The 17,806-nt window shown below is 56.7% G+C and carries 15 protein-coding genes and 2 pseudogenes; 4 read left to right on the forward strand and 13 right to left on the reverse strand.

From position 1 onward, the window contains the following. Positions 1-67: 67 nt before the first annotated feature. Positions 68-967 carry a DMT family transporter gene (locus tag ACEN8Z_RS20445; RefSeq protein ID WP_495595456.1) on the forward strand — a complete coding sequence of 300 codons (900 nt, stop codon included), beginning with the start codon at positions 68-70 and terminating at the stop codon, positions 965-967. 229 nt (positions 968-1,196) lie between these two features. On the opposite strand, the pseudogene ACEN8Z_RS20450 reads toward ACEN8Z_RS20445, so the two are convergent. Together ACEN8Z_RS20450 and ACEN8Z_RS20455 are read right to left on the reverse strand one after the other, a co-directional pair. Next, a pseudogene (locus ACEN8Z_RS20450) lies at positions 1,197-2,042 on the reverse strand (IS1182 family transposase); the annotation flags it as partial. Positions 2,043-2,156: 114 nt separating this feature from the next. Further along, positions 2,157-2,774, reverse strand: coding sequence for a LysE family translocator (locus tag ACEN8Z_RS20455; RefSeq protein ID WP_495595457.1), 618 nt, complete (start codon positions 2,772-2,774; stop codon positions 2,157-2,159). A gap of 423 nt (positions 2,775-3,197) precedes the next feature. Between ACEN8Z_RS20455 and ACEN8Z_RS20460 the strand changes: the two genes are divergently transcribed. Then, positions 3,198-3,668, forward strand: a complete 471-nt coding sequence (locus ACEN8Z_RS20460) for a hypothetical protein (RefSeq protein WP_495595458.1) — start codon at positions 3,198-3,200, stop codon at positions 3,666-3,668. Between the two features lie 1,088 nt (positions 3,669-4,756). Here ACEN8Z_RS20460 and ACEN8Z_RS20465 read toward each other — a convergent pair. The 4 genes from ACEN8Z_RS20465 to ACEN8Z_RS20480 all read right to left on the reverse strand — a co-directional run bounded on the left by ACEN8Z_RS20465 (position 4,757) and on the right by ACEN8Z_RS20480 (position 8,032). Next, positions 4,757-5,062: a hypothetical protein gene (locus tag ACEN8Z_RS20465; protein WP_495595459.1), complete on the reverse strand. Its 306-nt coding sequence runs from the start codon at positions 5,060-5,062 to the stop codon at positions 4,757-4,759. Between the two features lie 435 nt (positions 5,063-5,497). Continuing rightward, positions 5,498-6,253: an ankyrin repeat domain-containing protein gene (locus ACEN8Z_RS20470; RefSeq protein WP_495595460.1), complete on the reverse strand. Its 756-nt coding sequence runs from the start codon at positions 6,251-6,253 to the stop codon at positions 5,498-5,500. 368 nt (positions 6,254-6,621) lie between these two features. Beyond that, positions 6,622-7,140, reverse strand: coding sequence for a hypothetical protein (locus ACEN8Z_RS20475; protein WP_495595461.1), 519 nt, complete (start codon positions 7,138-7,140; stop codon positions 6,622-6,624). Positions 7,141-7,570: 430 nt separating this feature from the next. Next, positions 7,571-8,032, reverse strand: coding sequence for an HvfA family oxazolone/thioamide-modified RiPP metallophore (locus ACEN8Z_RS20480; protein ID WP_116265222.1), 462 nt, complete (start codon positions 8,030-8,032; stop codon positions 7,571-7,573). Between the two features lie 617 nt (positions 8,033-8,649). On the opposite strand from ACEN8Z_RS20480, the gene ACEN8Z_RS20485 reads away from it, so the two are divergent. Next, entirely contained in the window at positions 8,650-9,003 is a 354-nt protein-coding gene (locus ACEN8Z_RS20485; RefSeq protein ID WP_495595462.1) for a DUF6124 family protein, read from the forward strand. 166 nt (positions 9,004-9,169) lie between these two features. Here ACEN8Z_RS20485 and ACEN8Z_RS20490 read toward each other — a convergent pair whose 3' ends face one another. Continuing rightward, positions 9,170-10,186 carry a M14 family zinc carboxypeptidase gene (locus tag ACEN8Z_RS20490; protein ID WP_495595463.1) on the reverse strand — a complete coding sequence of 339 codons (1,017 nt, stop codon included), beginning with the start codon at positions 10,184-10,186 and terminating at the stop codon, positions 9,170-9,172. 171 nt (positions 10,187-10,357) lie between these two features. Between ACEN8Z_RS20490 and ACEN8Z_RS20495 the strand changes: the two are divergent. Then, positions 10,358-10,843: pseudogene (locus tag ACEN8Z_RS20495) on the forward strand (TetR family transcriptional regulator C-terminal domain-containing protein); the annotation flags it as partial. Here the strand turns inward: ACEN8Z_RS20495 and ACEN8Z_RS20500 are convergent. The 6 genes from ACEN8Z_RS20500 to ACEN8Z_RS20525 form a co-directional block, all read right to left on the reverse strand. Then, on the reverse strand, positions 10,799-11,803 hold the full coding sequence (locus ACEN8Z_RS20500) for a DMT family transporter (RefSeq protein WP_495595464.1): 1,005 nt from the start codon (positions 11,801-11,803) through the stop codon (positions 10,799-10,801). The pseudogene ACEN8Z_RS20495 and the gene ACEN8Z_RS20500 sit on opposite strands and share 45 nt — an antisense overlap. Next, complete coding sequence (locus ACEN8Z_RS20505; RefSeq protein ID WP_007981893.1) at positions 11,803-12,501, reverse strand: ABC transporter permease subunit; 699 nt, start codon at positions 12,499-12,501, stop codon at positions 11,803-11,805. The genes ACEN8Z_RS20500 and ACEN8Z_RS20505 overlap by 1 nt, the downstream gene beginning before the upstream one ends. Positions 12,502-12,519: 18 nt before the next feature. Beyond that, positions 12,520-13,233, reverse strand: coding sequence for an ABC transporter permease (locus tag ACEN8Z_RS20510; protein ID WP_007981895.1), 714 nt, complete (start codon positions 13,231-13,233; stop codon positions 12,520-12,522). A 164-nt stretch (positions 13,234-13,397) separates the two neighbouring features. Beyond that, positions 13,398-14,180, reverse strand: a complete 783-nt coding sequence (locus ACEN8Z_RS20515; RefSeq protein ID WP_495595465.1) for a transporter substrate-binding domain-containing protein — start codon at positions 14,178-14,180, stop codon at positions 13,398-13,400. Between the two features lie 27 nt (positions 14,181-14,207). Then, positions 14,208-16,211, reverse strand: coding sequence for an aminotransferase class I/II-fold pyridoxal phosphate-dependent enzyme (locus tag ACEN8Z_RS20520; protein ID WP_495595466.1), 2,004 nt, complete (start codon positions 16,209-16,211; stop codon positions 14,208-14,210). Positions 16,212-16,367: 156 nt separating this feature from the next. Continuing rightward, on the reverse strand, positions 16,368-17,768 hold the full coding sequence (locus ACEN8Z_RS20525; protein ID WP_495595467.1) for an MFS transporter: 1,401 nt from the start codon (positions 17,766-17,768) through the stop codon (positions 16,368-16,370). Between the last annotated feature and the right edge of the window lie 38 nt (positions 17,769-17,806).

The raw sequence follows: 17,806 nt of genomic DNA on the forward strand, positions 1-17,806 counted from the left end.
AACTTTGCGCCGTCGATGTAGGGCGGCATTCTATCGAACGACAATTCAGCGACAGGGATCGTCATCAATGCAATCTACTTTCAGCAAAGGCGTCATATTTGCACTCTCCGCTGCGGCACTGAACGCAACGATCGGTGTACTCAGTAAAGTACTCATGAGTAATGGTTTCACCGCTAGCAGTGTCGCTGTCATCAAGACCGTACTGGGTTGCGTGCTTCTCTCGATCTTACTGTTTTTCCTCAAGCGCCCGGCGGCGTCGACCAAATGGACTCAGGCGGCTATCTGCGCATTCCTTGGCATCTTTGTGCTGTTCCATTTCGAAACGTCGGCCTATCGACACTACGCTGCGGCAGGTGTGGTGGTGGTGCTGATGGCCAGTGCCTCAATTTCCTCGATCATTCTGGGGCGCATTTTCCTCAGGGATGCCATCACCGCGAACGCTACCGTTGGCGCCGCACTGGCTATCGCTGGGATCTCGGTGATCTTCGGCGGCGACCTGCAGCAGGGCTTTACCCTGCAAGGTGCTGCGCTCGCCTCCATGGCCGGCTGCGGCTATGGGGCCTTTTCGGTTGCCATGAAGCGTATGGGTGTGTCGGGGGGGCTGCACTTCACCCGACAATTGTTGTTCTTTGGCAGCCTGTACCTGTTGATGCCGGCTGCGGCCGATGGTTTCGCGATGGGCGAGCTGTCGCCGCTGGCGATCGCCGCGCTGCTGGCGCTGGCCACGCTGCCGACAATCCTGGGCTTCTTCTGCACCACCAAGGCCATCGAATATCTCAAGCCATCCCAAGTGCAAGCGCTGGAGCTGACCGAACCACTGTTCGCCGCGCTGCTGGCGTTTGTGGCGCTCAATGAAGTACCGCGCGAAAGCCTGTACGCGGGAGCGGCACTGATCATCGTCGGCCTGTGTTTCTCCAATGAACTAATCCGCTTGGGCAGCAAAACATCCGTCCCTTCGACCGAGTGAGCTATTTTCGGATCCTGATTACTTTAGCAATCAGTGGTTTTTAAGTGTTTTGAGCGACTGACCGCTTTTGGCCCAGAGTGTGTAAAAACGCTCATTGCCTCATCGTCTTGGAGCAACAGCGTTCGTCGGCTGAGCGTTCGCATGGTTAGAGTCACGGTTTGCATGGGTAACAACCTGGAGCACGCCAATGCTGTTTTACAGCCTCTGGCCGGGTCAAAACCGGCCTTTTTCAGGCTGACAACGCTTTCATCAAACCAGTGGCCCCCATGATTTTCATGACCCGTTTCAAGATGTAGGCGAGCACGTTCAAGCTCATCTCCGCATTCACCCCTGCCAGCTTTCGCGTCAGGAAATGCGTTGCCCCCATCCATTGTTTAAGCGTCCCGAAGGGATGCTCCACCGTCCGTTTGCGAATTCGCATCATTTCCGGCGTGTAGCGCAGCCGGTCCTGCATTTCTTCCAGTACGGCTTCATGTTCCCAGCGTCGAACCCGTCGTTCCGTGCTCGGTGTGCACTGCGACTTCAGCGCGCAGTCCTGGCAGTTCGAACTCCAGTAACGGTGCAACTTCAGAGCTTTTTCAACGTTGCTGTAGCGCCAGATCAGTGCTTCGCCAGCCGGGCATATGTATTCGTTTTTTGCCGCGTCATAGATGAAGGCATCGTTATTGAAACGCCCGTCTGCCTTGGCTCCAGAGGTCATTGGCTTGGGCACATAGGCGGTGATACCTGCTTCGTGACAAGCCAGGATTTGTTCGCTTTTGAAGTAACCTCGGTCAGCCACTACCGACTACGTATCTGATGCCATCGCCTCGCGGGCCTGTTTCGCCATCGAGCTGAGTTGATCGCGGTCGGAACCGACGTTGGTCACCTCATTTGCAACGATCAAATGGTGCTGAGTGTCGACTGCCGTCTGCACGTTGTAACCGACGACTCCGGTGCCGCGCGTCCTCATGGAACGGGCGTCTGGGTCGGTCAGTGAGACCTGTTTATCCGGCGATCCGTTGAGCTGGATTTCAATCGCTTGAAGCTCCTTCATTTGCGTCTTCAGCTTGGCGATTTTCTCTTCCAGTCGTGCGGCGTTGGCCTCGATGTTCACCTTGAACAAAGCGCTTCATGGGCGATCCTTGCGATCAAATCCTCAGAAATCATAGCAAGGGTTTTCGGGATGGATAGATACTCAATCGTAGACTTATTGAACCAGTTGCCGGATCCCTAGAGATAAAATCAAACCACCGCATAGTCGATCAATAGCTTTTTTCCTCCTTCGATACGCTGAAGCGATCTCAGGTTGCGAAAGAGCGATTGCGACCACTCCATACCAAGTCATCGAAACCACCACTACGACTGCCAGCATCGACAAAAACGTGCTTGGTGAAACGTGGGTGGGGGCTGCCGCTGAGAAAATGGCGGCATAGAATGCCATGGATTTAGGGTTGCCAATGTTCGTAACGACCCCCTGAATGAATGACTGCCGAAAGTTTCCAACGACAGCATTATTACCGGGGGCAAGCGCGCTCTTCCCGGCCTTGAGCAGCAGTCGGAATCCAAACCACATCAGATAGGCTGCCCCCAGAACTTTTACGATCAGCGCCGCCCAAGGGAACGCAGCAAATACAACGCCGATACCTGCGATTGCACAGGTGGCCCAGAATAAATTGACCAATACGATGCCTGCTACCAAGGCCAAAGCTTCTGACCGCGTAGCAGCTACCGCTTTGTGGACTACTGCAACGAAATTTGGACCTGGAATAACGACACCGGCCAGGTAAACCAAAAAGACTGTCAAAACGGCGGGACCATCGATCATGTGCATTCCTTTGCGAGTGTTGTGGCCGGGGATGGTCATCATTCAGTTAAGGCCGCTCGCGGCTTCAACGTACAACGAAATAAAAATTTGATACAGGGCTTTTGAGGCTAGTGGTGTTTTTACATACTCTGGGCCGGTTTCAGCCGGTCGTGGAAGGCAGAAACCGGCCAGAAGCCGTCATTTGCCGCATCCAGTATCATTCAACACATGTAACCGTTGATTGAGCAGCATCACCTGCATTTTCCCGACTGCCGGGCCGGAGTAGCTGTTTACTTCCACGCGGTAACGTTCGGCGACCTCTCGGGCCTGCGCTCTTTCCTTGCATGGTTTCAACAATCAGCTGTCACCGGTAGAGTTTGAAAAGCGTTATACAATGAGCTTGCAAGGTGTCTAGAGAATCCGGGGCAATTCAAGGGGAATGAAATGGTGGAAATCGGAAGCTTTAAACAACTCCGTAGTGATGGAAATATCATTAGCGAAGATATGACTGTTGAAATGATGATTGGCTTGGGCTGGCAGCCTTCAACAGTTACTGAATTTAACTGGAAATGTAACGACCAATTAGTATCTAAGTGCTTTCAGTTTGGCGTGATTTCCAAGTTGTTACCAAACAGGAAAGCTATCGCTGCGTTAGTAAGCAAGAATGAAGAACAATCGCAGGAAGAGCTAATTGTGATCAGCTCTGATGGCTCAGATAAATTTCGAATTTCCAACATTCAAGATATCGCAGGTCGTCAGAGGGAAGGTGTTTTTTGCTGGTTTGAACCACCAAAAAATACAAGCCAATCCAGTTTTGGCGCAGTTTTTAGATCCATTGAAGATGGTGCGATGTTTCAAGTTGATATTGATGCAGTTACAGGGCAGGTGATAAATACTTACAAATTACAACGATAACTGTAAACAAAGAGAAGGACGGCGCTTCGGCCTTGGCCGGCAGCGGCGGAATCGCGGGCCATCTTGGTGTCGACGCGCTCGCCAAAGGCACCACAGCCAATACCATTGCCAACGTCATGATCGGCGACGCCCTCAGCTAGAGCGTCAACCAGCAGGACATCGGTGTCAGGCCTTGCATTTTGCATACCCGGCTTACTGACTTCGCCGAGCAACAGACCGGGTCATCTGATCCGGCGCAACACCACAGCAAGCCCATGCCTACCCATCCAGCCGCCGATCCCAAGCAGCCGTCAGCCCGTGCACCCGAATCCATTTATGGACGAGGTTGGCGTTGAGATTGTGGCCGAATCTTGCCCGATATGACCGGCACAGAACGGCCAAGAGCGGACGGTGGTTATCTAAAGTTGCAATTTGTTTTTTCCGCAAACTAATTCAAAGCCTAAAAGACCAGCGAAATGACTGGGCTTTTCAACGCGGATCATCGAGTTGAGATAGTCCCTGCCGCTTAGAAACTAAGAAAATTTCTCCACAATTGGTACATTCGCATGGCCATGTGATTCATAACGCTCCAACCATTTTTGACCACAGTACCTGCACTTAAATGCCGTTTCCCATTTCTTAAAATCGGTGCTTATTTCTTCAACAAATGGGGCAAGGTTACTTAGCTCTTCCACCTTGCTGCCATCTATTCGATCAGGTATGTTCACGCATTCGCACATATCACAGACTCCGTTCTCGAAACTCAGTGGCTAGGACTAGTGGGGAAATCAAGCTGGGCTCTCTCAAGCCTAACGATTGCCAATATAAATTCTCTCGATCCGAATCACATCACCCTTGTGCGACACGGCCAAGTCCTTGTAAGGAAGGTTTCGGTATCGCGCGCCAGCTCGCGCAGCATGAAGGCTCAGGGCGGCGCTGTAGTCTACGGTGTCTCGCATCCATATGAGGGTACTAAAAAAGAGGCAAGAGACCGGCCAATCGCGATTAGAGCGGGGTCAGCTATGGGTCGAAATCGGCCCTTCCCGATGTGCGCTGCGACTGACAAATCACGTTCAGATCAGGCAAGCCGGCCGTGACCTAAACTAAATTTACATTGATTTTTTATAGTGGTTCTCGATCTCGTAAACAGCATCAAGCAAATCATCATCCTCTGTCCACTCCCCAACTCCACGAGTCAATCCAAGGCCAGTACCTTGAGGAACTTCGCCCTTTGATGGTCTCGGAAGCCCGCCAGAGATTGCCATGTCGCGAAAGCCCATGAGATTCTTCACTGTTGTGTCTGCAGACTCAACAATAAATGCATCCCTGGTACGGGCCTTTATTGTTTCTGCAATAGCGATTGCAACATCGAGCAATCGCACAAACTCTTTTACGACAGCATCTACAGCGATCATTTGCTAAAGCTCCAAGTTTCAATGGCCTAGTTAGGATCAAAAAATTGAAACGATACTGTATACCATCACCGTTAGAGGCTGTCCGGTTTACCCAATTGTGGGAAGACCAATCTCGGCATCCAATCAAGCATAGCCATTTACTTTCCAGCAGTACATTCACCGGCGGCTATGGGTCGATTACTAGCATTCGTGACCGGCAGCTTCACGCCCTGAGGAAGTAAGTCAACCAAAATCGAGGTTCTTGAGGAGCGATGAACCACGCTTCCTCAAGGTATTCAAATAGGTGGTTTCATCGTAGAGCGTCCTGGTCTGCCAGACCCGGTACAGAATCCGAATCCACTTAAACGCGAGTCCAGGTTGGCGTTAACTTTTTTCCTGACCCGGCAGTCCATCATCAACCAGGAAGGGCTCAGCCCTTCCTACTTGAAATACAGCTCAAGGTATTTTTTTGATAAAGGCAGGAAATTTCACTCCCCTGGCTTTCAGCATGTCTATGACGGTATTTTTCCAGCGTTGTGCTTCGGAGTCTGGTGGCACATGACGGATCTCCACACTTTTCGCCAACTCGTTCAGGTCATAATTGTAGTTATGCTCCAACAACCAGGCGACCACTTCAAAACGCGCCCTGGCAGCGGCTGCGATAGCCGCGGACTCACCATATTCATCATGCTCATTGACATCTGCTCCGGCGGACACAATTAGTTTGACGTTTTGCAATCGCCCCTGCCCAGCGGCCCGATCCAAAGGTTTCATCTTCCTTCCAAGTCCTGCTCCCTTGGCGTCTCCTCCGTAACGAAGTATCAGTTCCAACAGCTCCAGGCTATCCCCTCCTGAAACAAGGGCCATAGGCGAAAGACCGTGAAACTTTTCCGTCGCCAGATTGGGATTTGCTCCAGCTTTCAATAACGCTTCGACACCTTTGGCATTGCGAGCGTTAAGCGCCCAGATAAGGGGCGTCGTTCCATCGCTTCCCACCCCATCCACATCGGCTCCTTGGGCGGCCAGTCGTTCCACGTCGTTGGTACGACCGTCCGTTGCGGCGTTGATCAGAGCAACGACCTTGGCATCCTCGTAAACCTGAGACACCGTATTGCCTCCAAGACGCAAGGAACCTTGAGCGAGCTCCATATTCATGAAAAAAAACCACACTGCTAATAGAACGATTTTTGACTTCATCTTAGAGACAATCATCTTATTGAACCGCCAAGCAAATATTCCAGTGATTGTTATACAGACCCGTTTTGTGTTGCTGTAAGTGACTCAGTGGATTTAGCAGTTCCGAGCGAGACATTGGCTTCCGGTTTTGTGCCGAGGGTGCTAATACTATTAGCCATGGTGCCTTCCGATATATCCAAGATGAATCGAAATTTTTCGTAGTCGCCTCAAACTGCCTGAAGCCACCCGCCTCATAATCGCTGTAAGAGTTGGTAAAGTATTTTCGCCAAGTTGTGGGGGCGAACTTCAACTGGCTCCATATTGCATGAGCAAACAGTAAGTCGTGTTGCACGCTTTTTTACGGGCGGCAAGGTTGACTTTGGTGCTACTTTAGACAGCTATAATTAACCTTTAAATGCTTCAATTGCTTCGCACCAAGGACCACTTGAGAAATGTGGTTTTTCTTTCATCTGCCTTGAATTTAACTTTATTTTTTGAATTAAAAAAACTGAAGGTGTTAAAACGTTCCTGCGGACTTCAATGTCACAATTGTTAAAATAATTTTCTAAGATAACTGTGTAGGTGTCGGATTCATCTGCGCGAAATGTGTAGGTTCCATTGCAGACTTTAGGGTGAAAATTTATGCCATCAAATACACTGCCTGAGTATCGAAATGAAATTGTTTGGTAGGGTTTTTTCTCTAAAGTTAGCGTAATATTTTTTGCGGTTGAATTGGTGGCGATTGGCTTAACATTGAAACAGTCGTAGCTTTCCTCAAAATATACAGCTGTAAGCTGGTCTTTTGGTGCTCGATTTATAATGTCGACTGTAATTGTGTCTTTGGTTTTGTCTGTTGTGTTTTTAGTTGTAGCGCAGCCAACTAAACCAATGAGTAGTGCGACTATTGTGTAAATTTCTCTCATGCTTATGGATTGCCATATTGTAGTGTGGTGATTATCGTGACGATAGAAAAACAGGTATGGCCACTACTATTAGGCAACATGCCATGTCGCGTTTTTGTCACGGTGACGTGTTGTATAACGTTCCTTGTCGTCCTGTGTCCTTATCTATCTTAGAGGTGGTCGCGGCAAACGCGACAAAAATGACGGCAAGCCCGGCTGCCCTCTAGAGTCGAAAGCAACATCAGCGATAATGCCCATTTGCCACCACCTTGTCCACCGCCCACTTTTGGCTGCTCCCTGCCGGTCATGGTTACAAAGCCTGCTGGTTAAATCCGATGCAATCGGTGGTCAACTAGAGTGCAATTCCGCACCTGACGACCAAACCACTACTGCCCACGCAAAAAACCCTTCCTGCGCGTCAACACAGGAAGGGTTTCTTGTTTGCGGCTGATCAGTCTTTAGCCTGGCTCAACTTGGTGAACAGCTCGGTCGGTACTTTCTTGCCGTTGGAGGTGTACTGGTTGGTGCGGAACTTGTACACCTCCCCCTCGGACAGGAAACCGTCGCCATTGGCGTCCATCGCCTTGAATTCCTCTGTGCCCTTAGGCGCCACGGCCAGCAGTTCCTTGAGCGACACGCGACCGTCATGATCGGCGTCGGTGCGTGCGAACGAAGCATCGCCGCACTTGCCTTCACCGCACTTGCCCTCGGCCTGGGTCTTTTGCGCGCTGGCTTCGCTGGCGCCGCACTTGCCTTCGCCACACTTGCCTTCGCTGGTCTTTTCCGCGGAGGCCAGTTGATAGCCCTGCGGCAAAGCTTCGGCGGAAAACGCCGAGGACGCGAAGTTGATACCGCCGACCAGTGCAACAGCGATCAGGCCAATACGGGTTTTGTTCGACTGGATACGAGACATGTTGATACTCCGGATCAATGGCGTGGTTGGACCACTATTGGTCGTACCACAAGGGTTAATGAACCTGGTTGCGAGCTGCGTTGTGCTTCTCGCTTTGGCAGGTCTATTTGGCCCCAGTGGTGTATCCCGGCTGTATCCGTGAAGAGTGGGTTTTGTATGGCTGTATGCGGATCTCGTGCGCTGATACACAGCGATACACGAAAGCCGGTCTTCAGTTGATCAGGGATGTTTTTGCTCGCGTGGGGATCGCTCGACATTGCCCACGAGCGCTTGTTTAAAAAGGTTGTAGGGTATTTCCTGCGGGCTACAAGACCTTGCGTCGTTGCCTACGGGTACGCCAGAATCTGCCGGCTTGTGCGCCTGAGGTCCAGATTCTATCGTTTTCGCGTCGTTGCCAATTCAGCGACCAGGCTGGAACCCTGATGAATAAACGGCGCACAACGCCCTTCATAACCTGTGCTTGCACGCTTTTAAGTGTGTACTCCGTTATGGCGGCTGTGCGTGGGAGACCTTAGGGTCTGCCGGGTTTCCGTTTCCCGGGTTCCAGCCTGCGTACAGCTGCCACCCTTCGCTTGGAACCGAATGGTGCAGCTTTAACTCGAAGACGGAGAGTTGCCATGTTCAAGGTCACCCCCAACCCGCCGGACACCGATCCGGCATCCCAGAACGAACCCGATTCAAAAACCCTCAACGAGGCCGCCGAACACGCACTCGGCTTCCCCTCCACCGCCGACATCAAAGCCACACCGCGCACGCCTGGCACGCTGTTTACCGTAGACCCCAAGGTCGATACCGAAACCCTGATGGTGTACCTGGTCGAGACCCTGGCCTCGGTCGATGTGATGGTGCACCAGTTGGTGGATCACCTGGATGGAGGATCGCGCAATGCCCTGCTGGGGATTTCCAATAGCGTGATGCTGGCGGAGATTACGGCGAATCGGGTGCTGGACCAAATCGACCCACCCGAATAAACACTGAATCTGTGGCGAGGGGGCTCGCCCCCGCTCGGTGGCGAAGCCGTCGCAAAACCTGATTGCACCGTTTGACTGGTGAAAAAGCAGGGGCCGCTTCGCAGCCCAGCGGGGGCAAGCCCCCTCGCCACAAATGTCATGACACCCCTTTTTCCGAGGGTGAGCCTTAGTTCGGGTCCAGCAACCCGCCACTCCAGTTTCGCGACACCCGGCTGCCGGTGAATTTCGCCACGCCCATGCCCTGAGCTATCAATCGGTCGCGATAGCGCGTCACCAGGCGCCCCGCTTGTTCGGCATGCAGGACCACTTCGGAGGACGGATCGCCCGGGGTCCTGAGGATCCGGGCAAAGCGCTGCCCTTCTTCGACGAAATCGCCCAGCTCCTTTTCGAAGATCAATACGCCAGGTTGCGGGGCGAGGATGGTTTCCATGTGGCCCATTTCCACAGCCTCGACAGGCCAGTCTGCAGGCGCCACGAACTCATCGATGACACCGCAACCGCACAGCCAGTTGTACAGCCCTTCGGCATCCTGCTCGGCGAAGCGGTCGTTGACATCGCCCTGCCCGCGCAGCTCCAGAGTTGCAGCCATGCGCCCTGCAGTGACTCCGTCGCGTATCCACGGGGCAATGATGGTTTCCTCGAAGGAACCGTCGCCGCCGTCATCCCAGATGATCGCCACGTCCATCTTCATCGCCGCAGCCAGTTCGCGACCACGTGGCCAGAAACTGCGGTGTACGTAGAGGTACGGCAAGGCCTCGTCGTCGGTGTGCAGGTCGAGCATCACATCGGCCGTGGCGGCCAGTTGCACCAGTTTCTTTTGCCATTGCTGAACGCAGGTCGAAGGTCGCGCCATGGCCGCCGACTGGTCGAACGAGCGATTGAAGTTATGCCCCGTGGCGTCATGGTATCGACCGAGAATCCGCCCCTGGCGAAACTGCCCGATACCCAGTGGATTGGCTTGTGGCACCACGGTCACCTGGCCCTTGAGCCGGCCCTGGGCCTCGGCCACCTGAAGCCGTTGCATCAGCAGGTGCAGGACCAGCATCCCGGCGATTTCATCGGCATGTACGCCGGCCTGCAGGTGCACGTTCGGCCCGCTGCCATCGCCTGCATAACGCCACGCACCGACCCGCACGGCATCGCCGTTGTTGTTGCGCACACTGAACGAAATATCCTGCGGCATTGGCTTTCCCTCCCGTCATGAACGTTGAAAAACGTTGTATCGCTGCTGTCGAGGCTGGTGATTGAACAGACGTTCAACTAAGCTCGGCATCGTGGAACCTCACCCAAGGACAGCCTTGTGACTACCGATGCCCCGAAAAACCGCCGCGCCGAACCCGATGACCGTCGCGAAATGCTGGTGGCCGCCACTCTGCGCTGCCTGGGTCGCGACGGTCATGCCGGGATATCCGTACGGCGCATCGCCACCGAGGCCGGGGTGTCCGTGGGTTTGCTCAACCACCACTTCGGCAGCATCGAGGCACTGATCGCCGACACCTACCAGCGGCTTGCGAGCGAACTGACCACGGCCCTGCTCCAGGAAATCGAACAGGCCGAGACACCCGCGCAAAAGATCGATGCCTTCCTGGAAGGCTCGTTCTCGCCCAGGGTCATGGACCCGAAACTGCTCGGCGTGTGGGTGGTGTTCTGGAGCCTGATCCGTCACTCCGAACACGTCAGCCAGTCCCACGAAAAAAGCTACCGCGCCTACCTTGATCTGATCCGCCAGTTGCTCGACGGGCTGGCCGCCAGCGAAGGCTTCGTGATTCACGACACCCGCCTGGCCGCCATCGGCTTATCGGCGATGCTCGACGGTCTCTGGCTCGAGTGGTGCCTGAACCCCGAGACCTTCAGCGCCGCCAACGGACTCCATATCTGCCGTTGCTGGATAAAGGGGCTGCGTCACGGAGCATTCAGCACCGACGACGTCTTGTGAGGCATGCCGGCCGAAGATCATCGCCAGGGTGCCGCTGACGGCGATCAGCCCGGCACCGATCATCAGCGACGTATCCATCAACGTGCCCCAGACCAGGCTCGACAGGGCAAACGCCCAGATCAGCCCAGTGTATTCGAACGGCGCGAGCAAGGTCGCGGTGGCGCGGCGGAAACTGGCGAACAACAGGAACTGGCCGATACCGCCCACCAGGCCGGCGCCGAGCATGCCCAGCCAGGCGGGCGTCGGTGACGGCGTGTGGGTCCACGGCAACGCGACCGTCATGCACAGCACAAACACCACGTTGGTGATCAGCATCTGCTCCAGCACTGAGGTCTGCTCATCCACCTGACGCAACTGGATGTAGGTGAACGCCCAGCACATCGCCGCCAGCAGGGTCAGTACGATCGGCAACGGATCGGTCATGTTGTCGGGGCGACAGGCAATGACCACCCCGACAAAACCGATGATCAGGCTGAACCACTGCCAGCCGCTGGCGCGCTCCTTGAGAATCACCGCCGCCAGCACCGTGACCATGATCGGCGCGGAGAAATACAGGGTGGTCATCTCGGCCAGGGTCAGGTCGCGGGCCGCCGTGTAGTACAGCAGCCAGGCGACAATCGACAGTAAACCGCGCACCACCAGCAGGCGTCGGCTCGGCGAGCGCCAGGCCCGCTGGATCAGGCGCATGCGCCCCGCCAGCAACACCGCGGCGACCACCACCAGGCTGCGCCAGAACAGGATGGTCACCACTGAATAATCGGCCACCAGCCACTTGATGGCCGCATCCTGCAACGCCAGGAACGCGTAGCCCAGGGTGCACAGGCCAATGCCTTGCAGCGACCGATCCATCCGTGGCGAACTCATCAGGCCGACCTGCGCACCGGCGTCCCGCGCCGTTCGGCAAAGGCAAACAGCGCCTCGATCAGGAAGGTCAGGCACACGTAGACCCCGGCCACCAGCAACAAGGGTTCGTACACCTGCAGGGTTTGGGCGCGGACCACGTTGGCGGCGCCCAACAGGTCAATCACGGCGATGGTCGAGGCCAATGCCGTGGACTTGAGCAGCATCACGGTTTCACCCGCCAGTGTCGGCAACAGCAGACGCAGGGCCCGGGGCAAGCGCACTCGCAACAACGACTGGCGCGCCGTCATGCCAAAGGCTGACGCGGCCTCCATCTCCCCCTTGGGCACCGCCAGCAGGCCACCGCGAATCACTTCGCCGACATAGGCCCCCATCGACACCACCAGGGCGAACACGATGTACCAGTAACCATCACGCAGATAAGGCCAGAGAAAGCTGCCACGAATCAGCGGGAACTGGGCAAACAGGCTGCCCAGCCCGTAGTAGTAGATGTAGATCTGGATCAGCAACGGCGTGCCGCGCGTCACGCTGGTGTAGAACAGGCTGACCTTGGCGATCACCTTGTTTTTCGAGATCCGCGCCAGCGCCACCAGCACCGCCAACAGGTAACCGAACACACTGGAGACCAACAGAATGATGAGGGTCGTTTGCAGCCCGCGGCCCAACAGTGCCGCGTATTCAACTATCCACGCTGGAATCATTTCGTTCTCTCTGCCGGTTCAGTCAACAAGAGGCATCCAGCGACGAATACGTCGCTCCAACCGTCCCGAAAGATAGTTCGACGCCAGCGTCACCGCGTAATACAACGCCGCAGCCGTGAGGTAGAACAACAGATAGTGGCGCGTCGATCCCGCGCCTTGTTTGGCGGTGTACAGCAGCTCGTTGGTGCCGACCACGCTGATCAGCGCACTGTCCTTGATCAGGTTGATCCACAGGTTGGCCATCCCGGCCATGGCGTAAGGCGCCATGATCGGCAGCGTGACCCGGCGGAACAGACCGAAACCGTTCAGGCCGAACGCCTTGGCCGCTTCGATCTGGCCGAAGGGAATCGCCTGGATCGCCGCACGGAAAATCTCCGAGGCGTAGGCACCCTGCACCAGCCCCAGCACCACGATGGCCGCCAGCGGACCGCTGACATTCACCACGCCGTAGCCGAGCCGGGTCATCAGTGAGTTGAGGAGCATGGAACCGACGTAGTACAGCAACAGAATCAGCAGCAATTCAGGAACTGCCCGGAACAACGTGGTGTAGCCGCGCATCAGCGCCGCAATCGGCTTCGGCGCGCCCAGCTTGAGGCACGCCACCACCAGCCCGATGGCCAGCCCGAGCACAAAGGCCCCGGCCGAAATCTGCAGGGTCATCCAGAGCCCCTTCAACAGCGCACTGCCCCATCCCTGTTCGGTGAAGTTGATCAAATCGAACATTGCCGGCATTTCGTTCTCCAGTTGGCGGTCGTGAACACACCGCCGGATTCTGTGGGAGCGAGCTTGCTCGCGATGAGGCCATGCCAGTCAATATCAATGGTGACTGAACCACCGCTATCGCGAGCAAGCTCGCTCCCACAGGTTTTGCATATGCCACAGGATCTGTGTTGAGATCAGAACGCAGGTTTCACGCTGGTACCGAAGTAGCTCTGGGAGAGGTCGTCGTAGTCCTTGCTCGCCAGCAATTGCTGGATGGCCTTGTCGAGTCTGGCCTTGAGTTCGGTGTCGTCCTTGCGCAAGCCGGCCCCTACGCCTTTGCCGAAGATCGGGTCATAAGGCACGGTGCCGAGGTAAGCCAGGTCCTTGGCATCCGGGGTTTTGACGAACGAAGCCATGGCGGTGCCGTCGGCCATCATCAGGTCGATGCGGCCGGCAATCAGGTCGGCGTTGGCCGAGTCCTGGGTGTCGTAGTACTTAACGTCGGCGATTTTTTCGTAGTAGGTCTTCAGGTAGCTGGCGCTCACGGTCGAGTTCTGCACGCCGATGATCTTGCCCTTGAGGTCATCCGGGTACTTCTTGACCGACGTCTCTTTCGGGCCGACGACGGCAATCGCCGAATCGTAATAGGCCTTGCTGAAGGCGATCTGTTTTTCCCGTTCTTCGGTCACCGACATCGAGGAAAAAATCACGTCGATCTTCTTCGCCAGCAGCGACGGAATGATGCCGTCCCACGCCACTTCCTTGATCTCGCAATCGGCTTTCATTTCGCTGCACAGTTTGTGGATCAGGTCGACTTCAAAACCCTTCCACTCACCGTTGGCCTGTTTCTCGGTGTACGGCGGATAGGGTTCCGCTGCCACTGCGAACCTGATCGGCTGTGCTTGCGCCGCACTCATGCCGGCCAGCAATACGCAGGCCGCACCGGTCAACCAGTTTGCAAAACGTCGATTTCCCATGTTGTTTTCCCGTCTTTTTATGATGAGTTAGCGAGTCTGATGAGCGTTGACGAATTGTCGGCAACGCTCGCTGCGTGGGTGTACGAACACTTCGTCCGGCGAACCGGTTTCCTCGATCAGCCCTTGATGCAGGAAGGCGACTTTGGAAGAGACATCGCGTGCGAACGCCATTTCATGAGTCACGAGGATCATGGTCCGGCCTTCTTCGGCGAGGGAGCGGATCACCCGCAGCACTTCCCCGACCAGTTCCGGGTCGAGTGCCGAGGTGGGTTCATCGAACAGCATGACCTTGGGCCGCATGGCCAGGGCCCGGGCGATGGCCACCCGTTGTTGCTGTCCCCCGGAGAGAAACGCCGGGTACTCGTTGCGCTTGGCCGCAAGCCCGACACGTTCGAGCAGGGCTTCGGCCCGTTCTGTGGCCTCCGCACGGCTTTCACGCAGGACCTGGGTCGGCGCTTCGATGAGGTTTTCCAGCACCGTACGGTGGGGCCAGAGGTTGAAGTTCTGAAACACCATGCCCAGGCTCGACCTTATGCGCACGAGCTGTTTGGCGTCCGACACCAGCGGTGCGCCGGGACGATTCTGGTTAAGGTGAATGCTTTCGCCATCGACCAGGATGCGCCCCTGATCCGGCACTTCGAGCATGTTGATGCAGCGCAGCAAGGTACTTTTGCCCGAGCCGCTGGCACCGATCAGGGAGATCACCTCGCCCTCGCGGGCGGTCAGGGATACGCCCTTGAGCACTTCGATATTGCCGAAGCGTTTGTGCAGGCGATCGACTTCGATCATGGTCTTGGCCGCAGTCGGTTCGACAGTCGCGGTACTGGTCACCGTGCCGATCGCCGGCCTCGGCGCTTCACCATTGAGCACCTGGACAAAGCCGCGAATTCGCTGACAGGCCTGGGCCAGTCGCTCGTCACTCAGGGTGAACGAAAGCCGTACAAAACCCTGGGCCGGCTCACCGAATGCCGCCGCATCCAGCACCGAGACACCGGCTTCGCGCAGCAGGCGCCAGGCGAATTCCAGCGAGGTCAGGCCGGTGCCGCGCACGTCCACCAGCACGAACATGCCCGCATCGGGGTTGAGCACGCTGATGCCCGGGCAATCCGCCAGGCCGGACACCACCAGGTCGCGGCGCCGACGATAGATCTCGCGCATGCCGTGGGTGACTTCATCGTGGGACTGCACGGCCTTGAGCGCCGCTTCCATGACAAACCCGGGTAAGCCGTACAGCATGCTCAGCACCAGGGTTTCGACATGGTTGACCAGGGCTTCATTGGCCACGACCCAGCCGATGCGCCAACCGGTCATGGCATGGGATTTCGACAGGCTGCCGATCACCACGCAGCGCTCGGCCATGCCCGGCAACGCCGCCAGGCTGAGGTGTTCGCGCTCGTAGGCGAGGCTTTCATAGACCTCGTCCACCACAACCCACAGGTCATGGGCGATGGCGAGGTCGGCGATGGCTTGCAGTTCTTCGCGGCCCAGCACCACGCCAGTGGGGTTATTCGGATTGGAGAAAAAAATCGCCCGGGTGCGTGGGGTAATGGCCTTGGCCAGCACGGCGGCATCGAGGCGAAAACCCGAGTCCGCCGCACAGGGCACCCGCACCAGCGTGGCGCCGGACGCCTTGAGCGTGGCTTCGTAGGTGACGTACATCGGATCGAGGGCGATCACTTCGTCGCCGGCACCGAGCAGGCACATCGAGGTGGCGAACAAGGCGTTCTGCGCACCTGCCGTGAGAATGATGTTCGACGCCTGCAGTTCGCGGTCGATCAGCTGGCTGTAGCGACCGGCGATGGCCTCGCGCAAGGCCTGGCGGCCGGCGATTTCGGTGTAGTGGGTATCCCCTTCGCGCAAGGCGTGAATGGCGGCGTCGGTAATGAAATCGGGGGTGGGGAAATCCGGGTCGCCGACGCTGAGGATGATCACGTCCTCGCCATTGCGCTGTGCCGCATTGGCCGCGTAGTGAATATCCCAGGCGGCAACGCCCTGGCCACTGATCCGCTCAACAAAGGGTGAAAACCGCATGCCAGTGCCTCGTTCGAATTGAAGAAACGCAAGCCCGCAACCAGCCGGGGGAAGGTGGCCCCAACATAGTCGAGACTGAACACTCGTTCAACAGAAAACTCACAAGGCTTCGCGTTCAGCGCAAACAGGTCGTTTTCACGACAGTCGCGCCGTTTTTCAGCACGAGGGTGCCAGGCGCTGTGACACAAATTGACTGAGCACCCCGATGAGCAGCGCAACGACGATCAACGCCGCCGCGACGGCGAACGTGACCCGCATCCCCTGCCCGACCGCTTCCGGTTGTGCCTGCAGGATGTTGTTGCTGGCCGTGGCGAAGGCAAACACCGCGCCCATCACCGAAGCGCCGGTGATCAGCCCCAGGTTGCGTGACAGGCCAAGCAGACCGGACATCACGCCCCGTTGATCCGGCGCAATGTCGGCCATCACGACGGTATTGTTGGCCGCCTGGAACAGCGCATAACCGGCGGTAATGACCGCCAGTGGCACGATGTAGCCGAGCGCACCGAAGTTCGTCGGCACGGCGGGCAGGATGCAAGCGCCGGTCAACATGGCAATCAATCCGAGCGTGCGGGATCGATGTGCGCCCAATCCGTCGACCCATCGACCCGCCGGGACCCCGGCCAGTGCGGCGACCAGTGGCCCTGTCGACATCACCAGGCCAACGCTCACTGCATTCAACGCCAGTGCGCCGGTGAGATAAAACGGCCCCACCACCAGGGTGGCCATGACCACGGTCGTCACCAGCAGGCTCATGGCGAAACCTGCGCTCAGCTGCGGATTGCGGAACATCGTCAGTCGAACCAGAGGCGACTCGGCCGTGCGCTCGACGAACACAAACACGCCCGCCCCAACCACCGCCACCAGCAACAGTGCCGTGTTCAGCGGACCAAAACTGCCACGCCCGAGGGTCATCGCCAGCGCATAGGCCAGCAGCGTCAGGACCAGTACCAAGGTGCCGAGGACATCGAAAACCGCTCGATCCGCCCTTTTCTCAAGGCAATCTTTCGGTAAAAAACGATGTGCGAGCCCCATCGCCAAAACACCCAACGGCACATTGACCAGAAAAATCGCCTGCCAACCCAGATTGGCAATCAAAAAACCGCCGAGGGTCGGGCCGAGCGACGTGCCAATCGCCGACATGGTGCCGAGCAGGCCCATCGCACTGCCCAGTTTTGCCTTGGGTACCGCCCCGCTCACCAGCGCCATGGTCAACGCCATCATGATGGCCGCGCCGATGCCCTGTATGGCCCGGGCAGCAATCAACAACCAGAGACCGGATGAGACGGCGCACAGAACTGAAGCGGCGGTAAACACACAAATCCCGATCAACAACAAACGCCGACGGCCAATGATGTCGCCGAGCCGCCCGACACTGACGATCAGTGCCGTGATCGCCAGCAGGTAAGCGAGCACCACCCATTGCACTTGCTGGAAGGAGGCCGAGAACGCCTCGGCCAGTGCCGGTAAACCAACATTGGCAATGCTGGTGCCCAGGGATGACAGCAGCATGGACAGCGACAGGCTGGCCAGCACGCCCCGAATCGATATGGACTTCATTTTCTCGCGACTCCGCAAACAGGTTGTCTGGAGCCTAA

The organism is Pseudomonas sp. Pseusp10 (assembly GCF_059492225.1).

Bases quoted from the DNA above. Each gene is read 5' to 3' on its own strand.
- ACEN8Z_RS20445 (WP_495595456.1), top strand. From the start codon at position 68: ATGCAATCTACTTTCAGCAAAGGCGTCATATTTGCACTCTCCGCTGCG.
- ACEN8Z_RS20455 (WP_495595457.1), bottom strand. From the start codon at position 2,774: ATGATCGATGGTCCCGCCGTTTTGACAGTCTTTTTGGTTTACCTGGCC.
- ACEN8Z_RS20460 (WP_495595458.1), top strand. From the start codon at position 3,198: ATGGTGGAAATCGGAAGCTTTAAACAACTCCGTAGTGATGGAAATATC.
- ACEN8Z_RS20465 (WP_495595459.1), bottom strand. From the start codon at position 5,062: ATGATCGCTGTAGATGCTGTCGTAAAAGAGTTTGTGCGATTGCTCGAT.
- ACEN8Z_RS20470 (WP_495595460.1), bottom strand. From the start codon at position 6,253: ATGATTGTCTCTAAGATGAAGTCAAAAATCGTTCTATTAGCAGTGTGG.
- ACEN8Z_RS20475 (WP_495595461.1), bottom strand. From the start codon at position 7,140: ATGAGAGAAATTTACACAATAGTCGCACTACTCATTGGTTTAGTTGGC.
- ACEN8Z_RS20480 (WP_116265222.1), bottom strand. From the start codon at position 8,032: ATGTCTCGTATCCAGTCGAACAAAACCCGTATTGGCCTGATCGCTGTT.
- ACEN8Z_RS20485 (WP_495595462.1), top strand. From the start codon at position 8,650: ATGTTCAAGGTCACCCCCAACCCGCCGGACACCGATCCGGCATCCCAG.
- ACEN8Z_RS20490 (WP_495595463.1), bottom strand. From the start codon at position 10,186: ATGCCGCAGGATATTTCGTTCAGTGTGCGCAACAACAACGGCGATGCC.
- ACEN8Z_RS20500 (WP_495595464.1), bottom strand. From the start codon at position 11,803: ATGAGTTCGCCACGGATGGATCGGTCGCTGCAAGGCATTGGCCTGTGC.
- ACEN8Z_RS20505 (WP_007981893.1), bottom strand. From the start codon at position 12,501: ATGATTCCAGCGTGGATAGTTGAATACGCGGCACTGTTGGGCCGCGGG.
- ACEN8Z_RS20510 (WP_007981895.1), bottom strand. From the start codon at position 13,233: ATGCCGGCAATGTTCGATTTGATCAACTTCACCGAACAGGGATGGGGC.
- ACEN8Z_RS20515 (WP_495595465.1), bottom strand. From the start codon at position 14,180: ATGGGAAATCGACGTTTTGCAAACTGGTTGACCGGTGCGGCCTGCGTA.
- ACEN8Z_RS20520 (WP_495595466.1), bottom strand. From the start codon at position 16,211: ATGCGGTTTTCACCCTTTGTTGAGCGGATCAGTGGCCAGGGCGTTGCC.
- ACEN8Z_RS20525 (WP_495595467.1), bottom strand. From the start codon at position 17,768: ATGAAGTCCATATCGATTCGGGGCGTGCTGGCCAGCCTGTCGCTGTCC.